The organism is Mesorhizobium liriopis (assembly GCF_024053505.1).
Lineage (GTDB): Bacteria > Pseudomonadota > Alphaproteobacteria > Rhizobiales > Rhizobiaceae > Mesorhizobium_B > Mesorhizobium_B liriopis.
In genome coordinates this window covers 479,222-494,859 of sequence record NZ_JAMXQS010000001.1, presented here as the reverse complement: position 1 = coordinate 494,859, position 15,638 = coordinate 479,222, and the positions used below count along the sequence as shown (strand labels likewise).

Here is a 15,638-nt window from a genome sequence, read left to right as displayed (position 1 = left end):
CTCGCGCATGACCCGCGCCGTCGCGCTCGTCCTCCTCGCGTTCTTGATCGCCATCGGTGGTGGCGCGGGCACGCTCTATCTCGCGCTCGAACGTCCCATCGCCGATCCCGGCCGCGGCTGGCTGCCCTATCCGGGCAACGGCTCCAGCGATGCCGATCCCTACCAGCGCGCGCAGATCGCGCTTCGTGGCATCCTGCCATTGGGCCGCTCCGAAGGCCTCGCCTTCATCGCCCGCCACGACGCCACAGGCGCGAGCTTCAAGGCGAACTGTTCCTATGTTCTCGAAGGACCGATGCCCGTCGCGCGCTTCTGGACGCTCTTCGCCGCCAACACCGACCTGCGCCCCCTCGCCCCGAAAGGCGCTCGGCCGGCCGCGATTCACTCGCTGCAGACGCTTCACAGCGAAGACGGTTCGGTTTCGGTCAATATCGGCCGCGCGGCCCAGTCCGGAAACTGGCTGTCCACCGGCGACGCCGAAAGCTGGACGCTCGTGCTGACCCTTTACGATACTCCTACGGCCGGCGGTTTGGCGCTCGGCACCGTCTCGCTCCCCACGATCCGGCGGAGCGCTTGCGATGGCTAAAGTCTTCTACGCGATCATCGAGGGGCTCGTCGGTGCCGGCATCGTCCATGTCGCGATGCTCCTGCTTCTGCCCGCCCTCTCGCAGCGCGATGCCTGGACCAGTCTCGCGAGCGCGGCTCCCCTTTACGAAACGGTTGCGCAGGACCGTGCGCCCACCGCGCTCGGCCAGGACCCGTTCTTCGCAAGTGCTGCCTGCCGTTTCGACCTCTCCGAGGGTCCCGTGACCGTTGCCGCCCAGGGCAGCGTCCCGTTCTGGTCGATTTCCGTCTATGGTCGCGAAGGCCAGAACCTTTACAGCCTCACCGACCGCGCGCTCGCGGGCCAACTCGGTCTCGTCCTGCTCGACCCCTCGCAAGCTGCCGCCCAAGGCAATGCCGAACCCGACCCGCAAGCCCCCACGCCGGTGCGGATCGACACTGAGGAAGGCATCCTCGTCTTGCGGAGCTTCAACCCCGATCCGAGCTGGACCGCCTCCGTGCGCGCTTTCCTGTCCAGCCTGCGCTGCTCGCGTCCGGCGGAGACGACCGCGCCTCCTCAGTGAGTGCCGCTGCGGCGCGCATCCGCCGGCTCGACCCGAACCGGCTGCGCCTCATCCCCGTCATAGCGCTCGTAGCGAACGCCCAGGAAAAACACGATCTCCCCCGGTCCCGCCTGTGGCTTTGGTCGGGGACTGCGCGGCGTGAATGAAATGATCTGAGCTGACATATCCAGGCTTCTCGCGGAAAAACGCCGGAGCACAACGCAACGCCTCCGCCACAGATCAACACATGCCATGGTTAACGAGACACTAATGTAAGATAGCTCACGCAGAGGTCGCTGGCCGCCATTGCAAAGTTGCAACAACCGATACAGCCCGCACCGCTTTCAGCCGGGTGCGTCACAAGCAGTTCAATCCCGCCCTCTTTATGCTGCCTTCAACCGTGACGGCCCCGATAACGGGTTCCGATGGATGATGCCGGGCGGAAGTGTCTCCGCGAATTTCTCGGTCAGCGCCGCATGGATCTGCTTCTGAGCAGCCGGCGGGAACCGCTCCAAACTTTGCACGCAGCCGAACTGTGTCGAAGCATCGCGGATTGCGGCAAGGTTCCGCTTCATCTCGAAGGAGCTTCGATTTCTGCGTATGTAGACGACCGACCTCTTCGCACCGAATTTGGCACCGTGCTTCAGCCGCTCGAGGTGGTTGGACAGCCCGACCGGCAGATATTGAGATCCGTGGCGAAACCGATGCTGCAACTGGGCTGTCAGCACGTCCGGTCTTTCCGCATAGAAGCTTTCCAACGTCGAGCGACGCAGGGGATGGGGATGATGATGGGCAAGCAGGAACAGGCCCCGATTGCCGGCCAGTCTCGCGCCTCGTTCATGATCCCGGCTGTATCTCGGACGCTCGCGCACCTCATTTCCCCGAAGACGGGCGAGCAGGTTGCGCGCGAATGAGCGCGGACGCCACGCATCCGGCACTGTCAGAGTGCCGCCGATCACCGGGACATCACCTCGGAAGAAGTCTTCTTCCTTGAGCGGTGCGTTCAGGAACATGTCGTCATTGCTGTAAACGAAATGCTCCGACAGCCCCGGAATGCGCCAGAGTGCGGCTTCGATCGTCAGCGAGTTGAAAGTCGGCCTCGGCACATCGAGGCCTTCGAAGATGGTATCATGCGACACGAGTCGGAGCCGGTCCGCGCTGCAGAGCCCCGCTTCGAAGAAATGGTCGAGCAACGGCGGTTTCTGGTTGTCGGTGACGAGATAGATTCGCCGAACAAAAGGCGCGTATTTGAGGATGGACGCGATCAAATAGTAAACTTCGCCGCTCTGTTGAAATCGCAAGGCGCGCTTTCCGTCGCCGGTTTCAGCCTTTGCGCGCATGTGCGCGTGGGTTGATCTGTCGTCCGAGCCGTCCACCCATGTTATGACGAAATCGATATCAGGCACCGCGGATCTCTTTCTCGACGCGATAATGCGTGGTCACGGCGTCAGGCCCCTCAGGGCACTCGAAGACTTTGGCACAGAGCCAAAACTCGTCGCGGTTGGAGTGTGAAGCCATGCTACCCCGGCGCGATCGATCACCATGAGTCATCAGGATATAAGTCGGCAAACGACGAATGCCTAGTTCGGCCGCACGACGATATCGACGTCGGGCGCGTGACATGGTCAGGTCACTCATGGGCATCGCAGAGAGGTTGTCCGTCTAGAGATGGCTTTCGGACTACCGATTTCCGCCATCGTTAATGGCGCACTAAGGAATTCGGCGTAACCTTTTCCTAACCGTCACCTCTGCATTCGGAGATGCCGGTAGATATCTGTTTTTGTTGCGTTTCGGGTAGCTCGTGTCCTCTTCTGTCTTCAGGCAGATTGCGCTCGCCGACAATGCGGATGAACGGGCCGAAGGGCTCTTTCGTGCCGCAGTCTCGGCCTATTGCTCGCTGCCGCGCCCCTCGCGGCAGGATGCGAGCCGGCTCGACACGCTCGCCGTGCCGCTTCTCGAAAAAGTGCCCGCCGCCGCTCGCCGCTTCGCCTCGGCGGCCCTCTCGGAATGCGAGACCGCGCCGCGCGATCTGGTCCGTCACCTCTGCAACGACACGATCGACGTCGCCGCCCCGCTGCTGGTCCGCTCGCCCGCCATTTCCGATGTCGACCTGCTCACTTTGATCGGCCGTCACGGCCAGGCCCATGCGGTTGCCATCGGCCGCCGGCGTGACCTCAACCCCGTCATCGCCGGCCTCGTGCGCGCCATCGAGCAGCCGCTGGTGCCCCCGCAACCCGAAGCGAAGCCCGACCCGGCCGCTCAGACGCGCGACCATCTGCGCACCATGATGCGCCCTGCGCCCGCCACCCGGCGGACCACCTTCCTGCGCCTGCGCGACAGCGCGCTCACCGGCAAGCCCGCGCTTCTCGCAACGGCTTTGGCCGATGCCCTCGGCATCTGGTTCGACCGCGCCGCAAGCATCGTCGCGCATGGCGACCTCGCCGAATTGGGCCTCGCCCTGCGCGCCGTCGAACTGCGGTCGGAGGAAGCCTTCGTGCTCACGGCGATGGTGTCGCCCCATGCCTTCGGCGACCTCAACCGTATCGTGAACTTCATCCGCGCCTACGACTCGATCACGCCCCAGCAGGTCGCCACCGCGCTCGAGCGCTGGCGCGAGGATGGCCGGCCGGGGTCGCGCGTCAGGGCTTAGCGAGCGGGATCAGTTCCTCGATCGGTTCGCGCCCGGGCTCGATCTCGACCACCCAACTATCCGGATCGAACCGCTTCTCCCGCTCCAGCCGCGCATCCACGGCCTCCTCGCCCTCGACGGGCACGAGCGCGAACAACCGCTCCGAGACCGGCTCATCCCCATAACTCGTCTGCGCCGCCGGCCCGTAGAGCGCCACGCCCCCGAACCGGTCCCGCACGACGATGAAGACCGCCCCGGCTTCCGTCGCTCCACGCCGAACGACCGCCGCGAACCCGCCGCCATCGTTCACGCGCCGGATCAGAACGGACACCCAGAAATCACTCGTCAATCGCATGAGGCGGGAATAACCGGGTTTGGGGTGGATAAGCCAGATGTCGGCGAGGATGATCGAGGGTTGTCGATCGCCATCGCCCAGCCGAAAGCCCATCCCGAATTCGCGGCCTGATCTGCCGCAACTGTTTGGAGTGACCAACCGGCAAAGTCAGCGAAGCAGAGGCATCACCCCATCCCGTACCTTCCCGCAAGGAAGAGAGAACGTCATCGCCGAGCGTCGCTCCCAAAGCTTGTCGCCTGGCCTGAAAGAATAGAGGAGTGCCGACGTCCCCCTCCCACCTGCGGTGCGAGGTACGGGGTGGGGTGACGCGTCCGCTTCCGCGGCTCTCGCCCGGAGGCGATACTCCCCTCAATCCGCCAACCCGACTTCCCGCATCTTTTCCAGCACGGCTTCTTCCGGCTCGCCCGTCTGCGCCAAGCCGAACATCGCCTGGAACTGCTTGATGCCCGCGCGCGTCCGCGTGCCCATCTTGCCGTCCACCTCGATGGCCTCGTTGCCGAAGGCGCGCAGCCCTTTCTGGATCAGCATCACACGCTGCCCATCCGCTGCCGAGGCGCCCGCTGCGGGCAGCGCGGGCATATCGCCCGGATCGATCCGCGACCGCGCCGGTTCAGGTGCCACGCTCCCCGTGCTGCCGCTTGCCGCCTCAAGCGCGGTCAGCAGCGCCCGGTCGATGATGCCTGTCGGCTCCAGCCCCGCTTCGGCCTGGAACACCGCCACCGCCTTGCGGGTGTCCGCGCCCGGCAGCCCGTCCACCGCGCCTCGATGGATACCCAGCGCCTTCAGCTTTTCCTGAACATGCCGCACGGTCGGGTCGGATGTGAGCACCACCGGCTCGGCCGGCGCCTCGAGCGCCGACGCATCCGGCCGCGTGGCAAAGAACGCCCCCAGATGCTTGTGCGGTTGATACCACAGCGCATTCGCCGACACGAAACTCAGCGCGAGCAGAAACCCGGCCGAGCCCACGAGCTCGAACGGATGCCGCGCAGCGAATGCGGCGATGGCCGATGGCTTCTGCGCCTTTCGCTTGACCGCGACAGGCTGCTTCTTGCGCTCAGGCCGATTTGCGGAACGTTGCGTCGTTCTTGGTTTCGGCACTGGTCGTCTCCGGTCGTCTGATGCTCGGCTGGTCAACCGGCAGGCTGACCGTCGCCAGGGTTCCTTCGCCCGGCGCGCTTTCGATGGAAAATGTCCCGCCCTGGTTCTGCACCAGCGTCTTCACGAGCGACAGACCGAGGCCGTGGCCTTCCACCGCGCTCGCCCGCCCCACGCGGACGAAGGGCTGGCCCACGCGGTCGAGGTCGCCCGCATCGATGCCCACGCCATTGTCGCGCACCCAGAGATGAAGGCGCGACCCCACGCGCTGGCCGCCAACCGCTACTTCGCCGCCCGACGGCGTGAACTTGATGGCGTTCGATACGAGATTGACGAGGATCTGCTGCACGCTCCGGCGGTCCCCGCTCACCGTCCCGCAGGACGAGGCGATCTGAACCTTCAGCGTCACACCCTTAAGGCGCGCCGTGTCGGCCAGCATCGCGCGGCAGGTTTCCACCGCGTCCGTGATGGAAAAGCTCTCGCTTTCGGCCCGATAGGCGCCGGCTTCCATGGCGGAAGCCTGCAGCACACCGTCGAGCACGAGCAGCAGATGCTCGCCCGATTGCCTGATCAGCCGCGAATATTCCTGCTGGCGCGGGTCGCTGAAGCCGCCGAGGCTTTCCTCGCCCAGCATGTCCGAAAAACCGATGATGGCGTTCAGCGGCGTGCGGATCTCGTGGCCGAGTGCGGCCATGATGCGCTGTCGCTCGGCGCAGGCATCGGCCGTCGCCTTCCGCGCCTCATCGAGTTCGGCGCGGAGCGAATCGATCTCGCTCGTATCCCGCAACGCCATCTCGACGCTGCGCCCTTCCGAGCCCAACCTCTGAAGCTCGACCGTGAAGCGCCGATAGCCCGAAGCCTGTTCATGCGCGACGCGGGGCAGACGCACGCGCAGGGAAAGCGTGCGCGCCTGTCCATCCGCACGGATCTCGGAAAGCGCGCAAAGGAAACTCACGCGGTCGGACACCTGCAGGCGATCGAAGAACCCGGCACCCAGCAGAAGCTCCGGTGCGAGCCCGACCAGCGCCCGCGCATCGCCCGCGACATCGTCGGCTTCGCCCGTCGCATCGAATCGCAGCCGAAGCACGCCTCGTTCATCCGCCCGATTGTCGTCGGCCGTCGAAGCGACGCGCTCATTGGAAGATTGCCAGCCGGCCCATGCCGCCATGCCGCAGGCCAAGGCACTTCCGGCGCTCAGCGCAAACAGGCTCACCGAGCCGAAAGCCGCGGCAACGCCGCCATTCAGCACAGCAAGCCCCGCGCCGACGGCCGCAGCGCGCGAAGCCGTGGCCATCATGGCCCTTCCGCTCTGATACCCGAACAAACTCAAACGCAGGTGCCCAAACTTGGCGGCCCATCATGGACCGAACTCGAACAAGCCCAAACTCGCATCCGAGGCTTTAAGGAAGGGATAAGTGCCGGGAAGTTTTCGTGCTCGAGTTTTGCATTGGAGGAATGGCGGCGCCAGCGGCCACGTCACCCCCACCCCTTACCCCTCCTCACAGGTGGGAGGGGAGACCTCATCGTTGAGTTCAATCTCGAAGCTGACGCCAAGTTTCAGGGAAAAGGTGCGGCGCCGGCGCCCTCCCTCCCCCTTGTGGCGAGGGATAAAGGGTGGGGGTAACGCTTCCGCCGGCGAATTTTTTTCCGCAATGGAACACCGTCATCGCGAGTCACCCGATCCTCTTCAAACTTCCGACGCGCCTGTGGATATCGGTAACCAATTCCTTTCCCCCTTCCCTCCAATTCGCCTCTCATCTTCAAACTGGCTTCCACACCTCTATGTCACTGTGGTCTCGATCCGGATGCGTCCGGCTCGCTCACGGAAAAGGGTTCGCCGGTGTTCTTCTTGTTGCGGATGGGTTTCTGGTTCTCGCTGGTGCTGCTCGCGCTGCCGTTCGATTTCGGCAATGCGGATGATGGCGCGCCGCGCGTGAACGCCATCCAGGCATTGTCCGCCGCCGGCGAGGCGGTGGGCGATCTCGCGGGCCTGTGCGAGCGCAAGCCCGATGTCTGCGAGACGGGCCGCACCGCCTTTCACACCGTCAGCGTGCGCGCGCAGGAAACCGGCCGCATCGCCATGAAGCTCCTGGATACGGAAGAAACGCAGAACGCCGGCCCGGCGGCGCTCGAAGCCGTTGTTCTCCCCGAAACCGTTTCCGCCATTCCCGCCAATCTCGACGATCTGCCCGCGCAGCCGTGACGCGAGTGATTTCGCTCCCTATATCCCCCTCATGAAGACCATTCAGGAAATTCGCGACGACTTCGCGTTTCTCGACGCCGACAGCTTCGACGACCGCTATCGCTACGTCATCGAGCTCGGCGAGGACCTGCCGCAACTCGCGCCCGACGAGCAGTCGTCCCAGAACAAGGTGTCGGGCTGCGTCAGCCAGGTCTGGCTCGTCACCGAGCGTGAGAGCGGGGCCGATCCCGTCGTGCGCTTCCGCGGCCAGTCCGACGCCCATATCGTGCGCGGCCTCGTCGCCATCATGCTCGCGCTTTATTCCGGCAAGCACGCCTCGGAGATCGTCGCAACGGATGCCGAGCCGATCCTGCGCGAGCTCGGCCTCAACGAGCACCTCACCCCCCAGCGCGCCAACGGCTTGCGCTCCATGATCCGCCGCATCAAGCACGACGCCCAGGAAGCCCTCGAAGTGGCCGCCTGAGCCGCGTCAGTCCTTCAGCTTGGGGCGGTAATCCGCCGCACCCCAGTGAAAAACGCCGGCCTTCGGCTTTTCATCTTCCGGCCGGTAGTGCCGTGCCAGCACGCCCAGAGCCGTCTTCAGCACGATCTTGGCCGAGCGCACCGGCCAGCCCCGCTCGCTTTCGACCTGCTCCAGCCCTTTCAGGAAACAGCAGACATCGACCAGCACGCCCGACAGTTCCGGACCCACCGCGTCCAGCGCCTTGCCCACTCGCAGCCGCGCGGCCATGGCGGCATCCGTCAGTTCCACTACCCCGCCGCCCGCGCCGCGTTTGCCCGATGAGACCGAACCGACCCAGCTCGCGCCCAGCCGGGGCATCAGCTGCCCCCGCGTGAAATCCGCCCGCAACCGCTCGCCCGCGTGAAACTCCGCGTCACTCAGAAACGCCTCGCCCTCCTTGGTCTTTCGCCGCATCAGCGAGCCGAGCGGCGATTCGGAGAGATTGATCGCCGCACGCGCCGGCGCGCTTCCGCCGACTGCGACTGACGCCACTTGGCGCGGCTGCGCGCCCAGCGCATCGCCCTTTTGCTTCACCAGCCGCACCACACCGCCCGCGCGCTCGATCAGGCCGAGCTTCACCAGCCCATCCAGATCGGCCGCAGCCACGCTGAGCGATCCGCCTCCGCGCTCCAGCAGCCGCGTCCCAGCGCCGCCCGATGCCGCCGTTTCCGTCGCCTCGCCACCACGCAGGAAGTGGAGGACCCGTTCCTTCCCCCGCTCCATGCTCAGCGCTCCAGACGGTCGCGGAACGCGGCCATCGCGACGCGCTCGGTCAGCACCACATGGCGGTCGAATTCTTCCTCGTCGCGCATGTCCTCGACCAGATGGCAGGCGTGGAGCACCGTGGTCCGGTCGCGGCCGAAGCCCCGCCCCACTTCCTTCATGCTCAGGCCCAGCACGGTATGGGCCACATACATCGCGATCTGGCGCACGCGCGCCACCGGCAAGCTCCTCCGCCCGCCGCGCCGCAATTCGCGTCCCGACACGCTGAAGAGCGCTGCCGCGATGTCGATCATGCCCTCGCAGAGCGAAAGCACCCGCTCGTCGCGCTTCTTGGGCTGCGGCGCGGACGCGGGTTCGAAGGCGGTGTCCGCCTCCGCTTCCCGTACTTCGCACTCTTTGCAGGCAGGCTTGGCGGACACGGACACCCTCGCATGATCTAGGAATTTCGTCTTATATCGAAATTCCTGCGAGTAGTGAACAAAACAAGAACATTGCACCGGTGGAAGAACATGCAAGCCGTTGTTCGCGCTCAAGTATTTTTCGAGTTCTTCTTGCCCGACAGCCAGCTTTCATCCGCCGCCCTGCAGCATCGCTCATCTTCATGGCCATCAGAACGACGACTCGATGAGCCAATCATGACCGACCTGCTTCTTCTCGATTCCTCGACCACATCCGCCATATCCGGCGCGGAGGTCGCCGCCGCGTGGCTATGCTGCCGCATCGACCTCACGCGCGTCGAGGATCGTCCGCCGGCCGAGCGGTCGCGCATCGCCGCGCATCTCGCGCGTGGTATCCAAAAGGAAAGGCTGAAAGGTCTCGGCGGTGCGCGGGGCTACAGTCTCGATCGCCACATCGCGCTCAAGCGCTCGCTCGACCGTCTGGCCTGCAGCGAACCGACCGCCAAAAACAACAGCGGCGCCCGCAGGCGCCGCCGATCTCACAAGATGTAAACGAAGCTCAGTCGCGAGTCTTGCGGCCCAGGCCCATGTTCTTAGCAAGCTGCGAGCGCGCGGCCGCATAGTTCGGCGCGACCATCGGATAGGAAGCGTCGAGGCCCCACTTCTCGCGATACTGCTCGGGCGTCATGTTGTAGTGCGTCATCAGATGGCGCTTCAGCGACTTGAAGCGTTTTCCATCCTCGAGGCAGATGATGTAGTCATCATGGATCGAGCGCTTCGGATTGACTGCCGGCTTTTGCTTGTCGGCCTGCACGGGCTCGACGGTGTTGCCGCCGACTCGGCCGAGCGCGGAATGCACTTCCGCGATCAGGTTGCCCAGCTCGCTGGCCGGCACGGCATTGTTGCTCACATAGGCAGATACGACATCGGCCGTCAGCGAAATCAACGAGTTATCGCCCGGCGGTGCGAGCAGATCTTCTTCCATTTTCTAACCCCAAAAGTTCATCGTGAATATGGTTTCAGTCGCGCATCGCCTCACCAAGCGATTGGTGCGCAACCGGCAAACCAATTGCCTTCTAACAAGCAAAAAGAGAAAGGAACAGGGCGTATCACTTCTATTTCCGCTTCGGCACGTCACTACGACCCGAGTTCGCAATACTCGCAATCACTTGGGTTCATGGGCCCGCAACTTGTTCCTGATTGGTTCCCTATGAATTTTGTCAGCTTGCGTTTCGGAAAGATTGCGCGTTCGTGTCCCCGATACGCTAGCGTGCAATCTACAAGAAATCCTCGGCGCTCCCTATATTGAGCGGCAGCCAAGGAGTCTTCTCATGTCCGATACGAGCCATCCCACCGGCCATCCCAAGGTTCAGAAGTCCGATGCCGAATGGCGCGCCGAGCTGACGCCCGCGCAATACCACGTCACGCGCGAGCACGGCACCGAGCGCGCCTGGACCGGTCCCTTTCTCGATAACAAGGAAGCCGGCACCTACACCTGCGTGTCCTGCGGCAAGCCGCTGTTCAGGTCCGAAACCAAATACGAGTCCGGTTCGGGCTGGCCGAGCTTCTACCAGCCTGTCAGTGGCGAGGCTGTCGCCGAGCATTCCGACCGCTCGCATTTCATGACCCGCACCGAGGTCCGCTGCGCCGACTGCGACGCCCATCTCGGCCACGTCTTCGAGGATGGCCCGCAGCCGACCGGCCTTCGCTACTGCATGAACGGCACGGCACTCGATTTCGAGAAGGACGCCACGTAAGCGCACACCTCAGCTGATTTCCCCACCGGGCCGGCTCAATGCCGGCCCGTCCTTTGACGGCGGTTGCGCGGCCGCCCGAAACAGGCTTCAACCGCAACACCCGCCCGCCCCTCAGGACTGCTCATCCCTTCATGACGATCCACAAAGACTTTCCCGCCATCGAACCCCCTGTCGCCGCTGAGCATCCCGAGGCGGACACCCGGCACGGTATCACCCGGGTCGATGAATATGCCTGGATGCGCGCCGAGAACTGGCAGGAAGTCTTTCGCGATCCGTCCACGCTGGACGACAAGATCCGCAACCACCTGCTCGCCGAAAACGAATATCAGACGGCGATGATGGCCGATACGCAAGGTCTGCAGGCGACGCTCTTTGCCGAGATGAAGGGCCGCATCAAGGAGGACGACAGTTCCGTTCCCATGAAGGACGGCCCCTTCGCCTATGGCACCGCCTATCGCACCGGCGGCGAGCAGCCCCGCTTCTTCCGCACCCCGCGCGAGGGCGGCGTGGAGGAACTGCTGCTCGACGGAGATCACGAGGCGGAAGGCAAGGCCTATTTCCGCCTCGGCGGCACCGACCACGCTTCCGACCATTCCAGGCTCATCTGGAGCTTCGACGACAAGGGCTCGGAGTTCTACACGCTCAAGGTCCGCGACCTTTCATCCGGCGCCGATATCGGCGACATCATCACCGACACCGGCGGCTCCGGCACATGGGCCGATGGCGACAAGGGTTTCTTCTACACCCGCCTCGACGAGAACCACCGTCCCTCCAAGGCCTTCTACCACGTGCTCGGCACCGATCCCGCGCAGGATCGCCTCGTCTATGAGGAAACCGATCCGGGCTTCTTCATGAGCGTCGGCGGCACGCGTCGCAATGACTGGATCGTGCTGTCCATCAACGATCACGAGACCACCGAATACCGGCTGATCCCCGCCGACCAGCCGCACGCCGAACCGCGCATCGTCGCCGCGCGCGAGTCCGGCCTTCAATACGAACTGGAAGAAGGCGGCGACATCTTCTTCGTCCTCACCAACGCCGATGGCGCCAAGGACTTCAAGATCGCGACTGTTTCGGCCAGTGATCCGTCGCGCGAAAACTGGACCGATCTCGTCCCCCACGAGCCCGGCCGCCTGATCCTTTCCATCATGGGCTTCGCCCGTCACCTCGTCCGCCTCGAGCGCAAGGACGGCATTCCCCGCATCGTCATCCGCGAGCGCGAGACCGGCGAAGAACACGCCATCGCCTTCGACGAGGAGGCCTACTCGCTCGGCCTGTCGGGCTCCTACGAGTACGACACGGATGTGATCCGCTTCTCCTATTCGTCGATGACCACGCCCGCGCAGGTCTTCGACTACGACATGCGCACGCGGGAGCGCACGCTGCTCAAGACGCAGGAAGTGCCCTCCGGCCATGACGCGTCCAATTACGTCACCCGCCGCCTGATGGCGCCCGCGCATGACGGGGAACTCGTTCCCATCTCGCTCATCCACCGCCGCGATCTCGAACTCAACGGCCAGGCCCCCTGCCTGCTCTACGGCTACGGCTCCTACGGCATCTCCATCCCCGCCTCGTTCAACACCAACCTGCTCTCGCTGGTGGATCGCGGCTTCGTTTATGCCATTGCCCATATCCGTGGAGGCAAGGACAAGGGTTACGGCTGGTACGAGGACGGCAAGCGCCAGAAGAAGGCCAACACATTCCACGACTTCATCTCGGCTGCCCGCCGCTTGGTCGAGCACGGCTACACGAGCCACGACCGCATCGTCGCGCAAGGCGGCTCGGCCGGCGGCATGCTGATGGGCGCGGTGGCCAACATGGCGCCCCAAAGCTTCGGCGGCGTCATCGCGGAAGTGCCTTTCGTGGACGTGCTGACCACGATGCTCGACGCCTCGCTTCCCCTCACCCCGCCCGAATGGCCCGAATGGGGCAACCCGATCGCGTCGGAAAGCGACTACAACATCATCGCCTCCTACTCGCCTTACGATAACGTTGACGCGCTCGACTACCCGCCGATCCTCGCGGTCGCCGGCCTCACCGACCCGCGCGTGACCTATTGGGAGCCCGCGAAATGGGTCGCTCGCCTGCGCGCGCGCAAGCGCGGCACCAATCCGGTGCTGTTCAAGATCCACATGGATTCGGGCCATGCGGGCGCGTCCGGTCGCTTCTCGCGCCTCGAGGAGATCGCCTATTCCTATGCCTTCGCCATCAAGGTCGCGGGCCGGCATGCGAAGACGGGCGCCTGACATGCTTCTGGTGGAGGTCTATCTCGCGCCCTCGCCGCTCGAAGGCATCGGCGTCTTCGCCAAGAAGCCGATTCCCGCCGGCACGCGCACCTGGACCTTCCACCCCGATTACGACCGGCTGGTTCCGGTCGATCTCTACGAGAGCGAAACTGGCCCCGTGAAGGCGACCCTCGACCGCTACGCCTATCCGTCGCGTAAGCATCCCGGCTTCATCCTCTTCGAGGCCGACGATGCGCGCTACATGAACCACGCCGACGACCCCAACTGCGACGTCCGCGATGAGGACGACCACTACGCCATCCGCGACATCGCAGCCGGCGAGGAACTCACCTGCGACTACAACGCCTTCTTCCCCGAAGGCTTCGAGTTCCTGGGCGAGCGGTGACCCAGGCGGTTATTGCGCGGGCGTCGGCGCCGAAGTGTAGCCGTTCGGATGCGGCGGGATCGATTTGAGATAGGCCGCCATCGCCGCGCGGTCATCTGCCGTCAGCTGCGCGGTGTTCTTCACCACATCGGCCATCGGCCCGCCGACCGAATCGAACTCCGGCGTGAAGCCCGTTTCCAGAAGGTTCACGATATCCTCTTCGGACCATTCGCCGATGCCGCCCTCGCCACCGGTGATGTTGGGCACGTTCCCCTGCCCCTCGGCGGCCGCCGCACCCGCGAGCCACTGGTCCTTCTTGAGGCCGCCAATGGCGTTGCGCGGCGTGTGGCATTCCCCGCAGTGCCCCGGCCCTTCGACGAGATAGCGGCCAGCCGCAATCGCGCCGCCCGCGCTTTCAGCCTCCGCGACCACTGGTGCCGGATCGAGATAAAGCAGTTTCCAGAGCCCAAGGCCACGCCGGATATTGAACGGAAAGCTCACCTCGTTCGCCGCGGCCTTGCCCTGAACGGGCGGCAGCGTGCGCAGGTAAGCGTAGAGATCGGCCACGTCCTGTGGCTTCATCCGCGCATAGGATGTGTAGGGAAACGCCGGGTAATAATGCTGGCCGCCCGGCGACACGCCCCTCAGCACGGCATTCGCGAAATCCTGCAGCGCCCAGTTGCCGATGCCGTCCTGCGGGTCCGGCGAGATGTTGGGGGCGACGAAGGTGCCGAACTGCGTCGCGAGCCGGACGCCGCCGCCGAGGCGCTTCCGCGCCTCGCCCTCCGCGCCCGGTGCGGCATGGCATGAAGCGCAGCTGCCCGCGTTGAAGATGCGCTGGCCCTGAACCGGATCACCGCTGCTGATGCCGGCCAGTTCCGCTTCGCTCAAGCTTCGCGGCGCGGTCAGCGCCCAGCCACCCGCCGCACCCGCTCCGACGAGAATGAGCGCGGCGGCACCGAGTTTCGCGACCAGCCGCACTGGCCGGGCTCAGTCCTTGACCCGGAAGTTCTGGTGGCAAACCCCGCATTCCTTGGTAACGGGGCCGATCGCGGACTGAAGCGAAGCCTGGTCTTTCGGCGCGGCGGCCACGGCGGCTGCGGTCGCATCCGCGTAGCGCGCCCACTCGGCCTTGAACCCGTTCTTGTCTTCCCAGATCTTCGGCGAAGCTTCGCCGCCCTGGCTGCCCTCGGGAAACAGCTCGTCCACGCCATCGCGCTTGGCGTTCTCGTCGAGCTTCACCAGCAGCGCCTGCACGGCGGCGGCGTCGAAGGCGGCATCGCCCTTGGCCACCGGCGCAATCTGCCGAAGGATGCCTGCGCGCTCCTTCATCAGCGCTTCACGGTCTTCCTTCGGGTCGGCGAGTGCGGCTGTCGCGCCCAGCGCGATCAGAGGCAAAATCAAGAGAGTCTTCTTCATCACTGTCCTCGTGGCTGGCCATGACGGCTGGCTGGATCGCCTGACGGGCGGAACGCGGAAGAAGGGCTTTCGGCTCCCATCGGCCGGGCCAGTGTCGAACACTTTCTCCCTAAAGCAAAGCCCCGGCGCGATGGCCGGGGCTCGTTTCAGACCTTGGTCCGATGCGGGAATGAGCGTGTTTGGCACATTCATCGGCGGAAGGCTTTGGCCGACCCGAGATTGCGCCCCGACAGGCTTCGGCTCAGCCGCGTGCCTTCTCGTAAAGCTCGGCCACGTAGTCCCAGTTGATCAGGCTATCCACGAACGCCTCGAGGTATTTCGGACGCGCGTTGCGATAGTCGATGTAGTAGGAGTGCTCCCACACATCGACGCCCAGGATCGGCGTCGCGCCATGCACCAGCGGGTTTTCGCCGTTCGGCGTCTTGCTGATTTCCAGCTTCCCGTCCTTCACCGCGACCCAGGCCCAGCCCGAACCGAACTGCGTGGTGCCGGCATTGATGAAGTCGGCGCGGAACTTGTCATAGCCGCCCAGATCGCTGTCGAAGGCCTGCTGCAGCGAGCCCGGCAGCTTGTTGCCGCCGCCGTCCTTCTTCAGCCAGTTCCAGAAATGGAGGTGGTTGTAGTGCTGGCCGGCATTGTTGAAGAGGCCGGGATTCTTGCCATAGGACTGCTTCACTACCTCTTCGAGCGGCAGGTCGCCCAGGCCCGATTCAGCCAGAAGCTTGTTGCCGTTGTCCACATAGGCCTTGTGGTGCTTGTCGTGGTGATACTCCAGCGTTTCCTGCGACATGAAAGGCTGAAGCGCCGTGTAGTCGTAGGGAAGCTCGGGCAGGGTGAAAGCCAT

Annotated in this window: 20 protein-coding genes; 9 read left to right on the top strand and 11 right to left on the bottom strand. The window is 64.6% G+C overall.

Annotated elements, in window-relative coordinates; all coding sequences use genetic code 11:
• Positions 1 to 7 precede the first annotated feature (7 nt).
• Entirely contained in the window at positions 8 to 583 is a 576-nt protein-coding gene (locus tag NGM99_RS02335; protein ID WP_252815535.1) for a DUF1214 domain-containing protein, read from the top strand.
• Complete coding sequence (locus tag NGM99_RS02330) at positions 576 to 1,124, top strand: DUF1254 domain-containing protein (RefSeq protein WP_252815532.1); 549 nt, start codon at positions 576 to 578, stop codon at positions 1,122 to 1,124. The genes NGM99_RS02335 and NGM99_RS02330 overlap by 8 nt, the downstream gene beginning before the upstream one ends.
• Here NGM99_RS02330 and NGM99_RS02325 read toward each other — a convergent pair.
• Both NGM99_RS02325 and NGM99_RS02320 read right to left on the bottom strand, forming a co-directional pair.
• The gene (locus NGM99_RS02325; RefSeq protein ID WP_252815530.1) at positions 1,118 to 1,288 is read right to left on the bottom strand and encodes a hypothetical protein; all 171 of its coding nucleotides are present in this window, start codon (positions 1,286 to 1,288) and stop codon (positions 1,118 to 1,120) included. The genes NGM99_RS02330 and NGM99_RS02325 overlap by 7 nt on opposite strands.
• A gap of 198 nt (positions 1,289 to 1,486) precedes the next feature.
• Positions 1,487 to 2,479 carry a hypothetical protein gene (locus NGM99_RS02320; RefSeq protein ID WP_252815528.1) on the bottom strand — a complete coding sequence of 331 codons (993 nt, stop codon included), beginning with the start codon at positions 2,477 to 2,479 and terminating at the stop codon, positions 1,487 to 1,489.
• Positions 2,480 to 2,904: 425 nt separating this feature from the next.
• Between NGM99_RS02320 and NGM99_RS02315 the strand changes: the two genes are divergently transcribed.
• On the top strand, positions 2,905 to 3,753 hold the full coding sequence (locus tag NGM99_RS02315; RefSeq protein ID WP_252815524.1) for a hypothetical protein: 849 nt from the start codon (positions 2,905 to 2,907) through the stop codon (positions 3,751 to 3,753).
• Here NGM99_RS02315 and NGM99_RS02310 read toward each other — a convergent pair.
• The 3 genes from NGM99_RS02310 to NGM99_RS02300 all read right to left on the bottom strand — a co-directional run bounded on the left by NGM99_RS02310 (position 3,743) and on the right by NGM99_RS02300 (position 6,476).
• Positions 3,743 to 4,087, bottom strand: a complete 345-nt coding sequence (locus NGM99_RS02310; protein ID WP_252815846.1) for a DUF1491 family protein — start codon at positions 4,085 to 4,087, stop codon at positions 3,743 to 3,745. The two genes, NGM99_RS02315 and NGM99_RS02310, sit on opposite strands and share 11 nt — an antisense overlap.
• 348 nt (positions 4,088 to 4,435) lie before the next feature.
• Positions 4,436 to 5,185, bottom strand: coding sequence for a peptidoglycan-binding domain-containing protein (locus NGM99_RS02305; RefSeq protein WP_252815522.1), 750 nt, complete (start codon positions 5,183 to 5,185; stop codon positions 4,436 to 4,438).
• Positions 5,142 to 6,476 (bottom strand): sensor histidine kinase, encoded by a 1,335-nt coding sequence (locus tag NGM99_RS02300; protein WP_252815520.1) that lies wholly within the window; start codon positions 6,474 to 6,476, stop codon positions 5,142 to 5,144. The genes NGM99_RS02305 and NGM99_RS02300 overlap by 44 nt, the downstream gene beginning before the upstream one ends.
• 546 nt (positions 6,477 to 7,022) lie before the next feature.
• On the opposite strand from NGM99_RS02300, the gene NGM99_RS02295 reads away from it, so the two are divergent.
• Both NGM99_RS02295 and NGM99_RS02290 read left to right on the top strand, forming a co-directional pair.
• A complete protein-coding gene (locus NGM99_RS02295; RefSeq protein WP_252815518.1) occupies positions 7,023 to 7,385 on the top strand; it encodes a DUF5330 domain-containing protein in 363 nt (120 codons plus the stop codon).
• Positions 7,386 to 7,416: 31 nt separating this feature from the next.
• Positions 7,417 to 7,848 (top strand): SufE family protein, encoded by a 432-nt coding sequence (locus NGM99_RS02290; RefSeq protein ID WP_252815517.1) that lies wholly within the window; start codon positions 7,417 to 7,419, stop codon positions 7,846 to 7,848.
• Between the two features lie 6 nt (positions 7,849 to 7,854).
• Here NGM99_RS02290 and NGM99_RS02285 read toward each other — a convergent pair whose 3' ends face one another.
• Positions 7,855 to 8,610, bottom strand: a complete 756-nt coding sequence (locus tag NGM99_RS02285; protein ID WP_252815516.1) for a DUF6456 domain-containing protein — start codon at positions 8,608 to 8,610, stop codon at positions 7,855 to 7,857.
• 2 nt (positions 8,611 to 8,612) lie between these two features.
• Positions 8,613 to 9,029: a helix-turn-helix domain-containing protein gene (locus tag NGM99_RS02280; protein ID WP_252815515.1), complete on the bottom strand. Its 417-nt coding sequence runs from the start codon at positions 9,027 to 9,029 to the stop codon at positions 8,613 to 8,615.
• Positions 9,030 to 9,245: 216 nt separating this feature from the next.
• Between NGM99_RS02280 and NGM99_RS02275 the strand changes: the two genes are divergently transcribed.
• Positions 9,246 to 9,560 carry a hypothetical protein gene (locus tag NGM99_RS02275; RefSeq protein WP_252815514.1) on the top strand — a complete coding sequence of 105 codons (315 nt, stop codon included), beginning with the start codon at positions 9,246 to 9,248 and terminating at the stop codon, positions 9,558 to 9,560.
• A 7-nt stretch (positions 9,561 to 9,567) separates the two neighbouring features.
• Here the strand turns inward: NGM99_RS02275 and NGM99_RS02270 are convergent, their stop codons facing one another.
• The gene (locus NGM99_RS02270; protein WP_252815513.1) at positions 9,568 to 9,993 is read right to left on the bottom strand and encodes a Ros/MucR family transcriptional regulator; all 426 of its coding nucleotides are present in this window, start codon (positions 9,991 to 9,993) and stop codon (positions 9,568 to 9,570) included.
• 346 nt (positions 9,994 to 10,339) lie between these two features.
• Between NGM99_RS02270 and msrB the strand changes: the two genes are divergently transcribed.
• From msrB to NGM99_RS02255, 3 genes are all read left to right on the top strand, one after another.
• Positions 10,340 to 10,765 carry a peptide-methionine (R)-S-oxide reductase MsrB gene (msrB, locus tag NGM99_RS02265; protein WP_252815511.1) on the top strand — a complete coding sequence of 142 codons (426 nt, stop codon included), beginning with the start codon at positions 10,340 to 10,342 and terminating at the stop codon, positions 10,763 to 10,765.
• Positions 10,766 to 10,896: 131 nt separating this feature from the next.
• Complete coding sequence (locus NGM99_RS02260) at positions 10,897 to 13,011, top strand: S9 family peptidase (RefSeq protein WP_252815509.1); 2,115 nt, start codon at positions 10,897 to 10,899, stop codon at positions 13,009 to 13,011.
• A 1-nt stretch (position 13,012) separates the two neighbouring features.
• The gene (locus tag NGM99_RS02255) at positions 13,013 to 13,396 is read left to right on the top strand and encodes an SET domain-containing protein (protein ID WP_252815507.1); all 384 of its coding nucleotides are present in this window, start codon (positions 13,013 to 13,015) and stop codon (positions 13,394 to 13,396) included.
• A 9-nt stretch (positions 13,397 to 13,405) separates the two neighbouring features.
• On the opposite strand, the gene NGM99_RS02250 is transcribed toward NGM99_RS02255, so the two are convergent.
• The 3 genes from NGM99_RS02250 to NGM99_RS02240 all read right to left on the bottom strand — a co-directional run bounded on the left by NGM99_RS02250 (position 13,406) and on the right by NGM99_RS02240 (position 15,638).
• Complete coding sequence (locus NGM99_RS02250) at positions 13,406 to 14,356, bottom strand: cytochrome c (protein ID WP_252815505.1); 951 nt, start codon at positions 14,354 to 14,356, stop codon at positions 13,406 to 13,408.
• A gap of 9 nt (positions 14,357 to 14,365) precedes the next feature.
• Positions 14,366 to 14,794: a cytochrome c gene (locus NGM99_RS02245; protein ID WP_252815502.1), complete on the bottom strand. Its 429-nt coding sequence runs from the start codon at positions 14,792 to 14,794 to the stop codon at positions 14,366 to 14,368.
• Positions 14,795 to 15,035: 241 nt separating this feature from the next.
• Positions 15,036 to 15,638 carry a superoxide dismutase gene (locus tag NGM99_RS02240; protein ID WP_252815501.1) on the bottom strand — a complete coding sequence of 201 codons (603 nt, stop codon included), beginning with the start codon at positions 15,636 to 15,638 and terminating at the stop codon, positions 15,036 to 15,038.

Coding starts and splice junctions, on each gene's coding strand:
- NGM99_RS02335 (WP_252815535.1), top strand. CDS start 8: ATGACCCGCGCCGTCGCGCTCGTCCTCCTCGCGTTCTTGATCGCCATC.
- NGM99_RS02330 (WP_252815532.1), top strand. CDS start 576: ATGGCTAAAGTCTTCTACGCGATCATCGAGGGGCTCGTCGGTGCCGGC.
- NGM99_RS02325 (WP_252815530.1), bottom strand. CDS start 1,288: ATGTCAGCTCAGATCATTTCATTCACGCCGCGCAGTCCCCGACCAAAG.
- NGM99_RS02310 (WP_252815846.1), bottom strand. CDS start 4,087: ATGCGATTGACGAGTGATTTCTGGGTGTCCGTTCTGATCCGGCGCGTG.
- NGM99_RS02300 (WP_252815520.1), bottom strand. CDS start 6,476: ATGGCCACGGCTTCGCGCGCTGCGGCCGTCGGCGCGGGGCTTGCTGTG.
- NGM99_RS02290 (WP_252815517.1), top strand. CDS start 7,417: ATGAAGACCATTCAGGAAATTCGCGACGACTTCGCGTTTCTCGACGCC.
- NGM99_RS02285 (WP_252815516.1), bottom strand. CDS start 8,610: ATGGAGCGGGGGAAGGAACGGGTCCTCCACTTCCTGCGTGGTGGCGAG.
- NGM99_RS02275 (WP_252815514.1), top strand. CDS start 9,246: ATGACCGACCTGCTTCTTCTCGATTCCTCGACCACATCCGCCATATCC.
- NGM99_RS02270 (WP_252815513.1), bottom strand. CDS start 9,993: ATGGAAGAAGATCTGCTCGCACCGCCGGGCGATAACTCGTTGATTTCG.
- msrB (WP_252815511.1), top strand. CDS start 10,340: ATGTCCGATACGAGCCATCCCACCGGCCATCCCAAGGTTCAGAAGTCC.
- NGM99_RS02260 (WP_252815509.1), top strand. CDS start 10,897: ATGACGATCCACAAAGACTTTCCCGCCATCGAACCCCCTGTCGCCGCT.
- NGM99_RS02255 (WP_252815507.1), top strand. CDS start 13,013: ATGCTTCTGGTGGAGGTCTATCTCGCGCCCTCGCCGCTCGAAGGCATC.
- NGM99_RS02245 (WP_252815502.1), bottom strand. CDS start 14,794: ATGAAGAAGACTCTCTTGATTTTGCCTCTGATCGCGCTGGGCGCGACA.
- NGM99_RS02240 (WP_252815501.1), bottom strand. CDS start 15,638: ATGGCTTTCACCCTGCCCGAGCTTCCCTACGACTACACGGCGCTTCAG.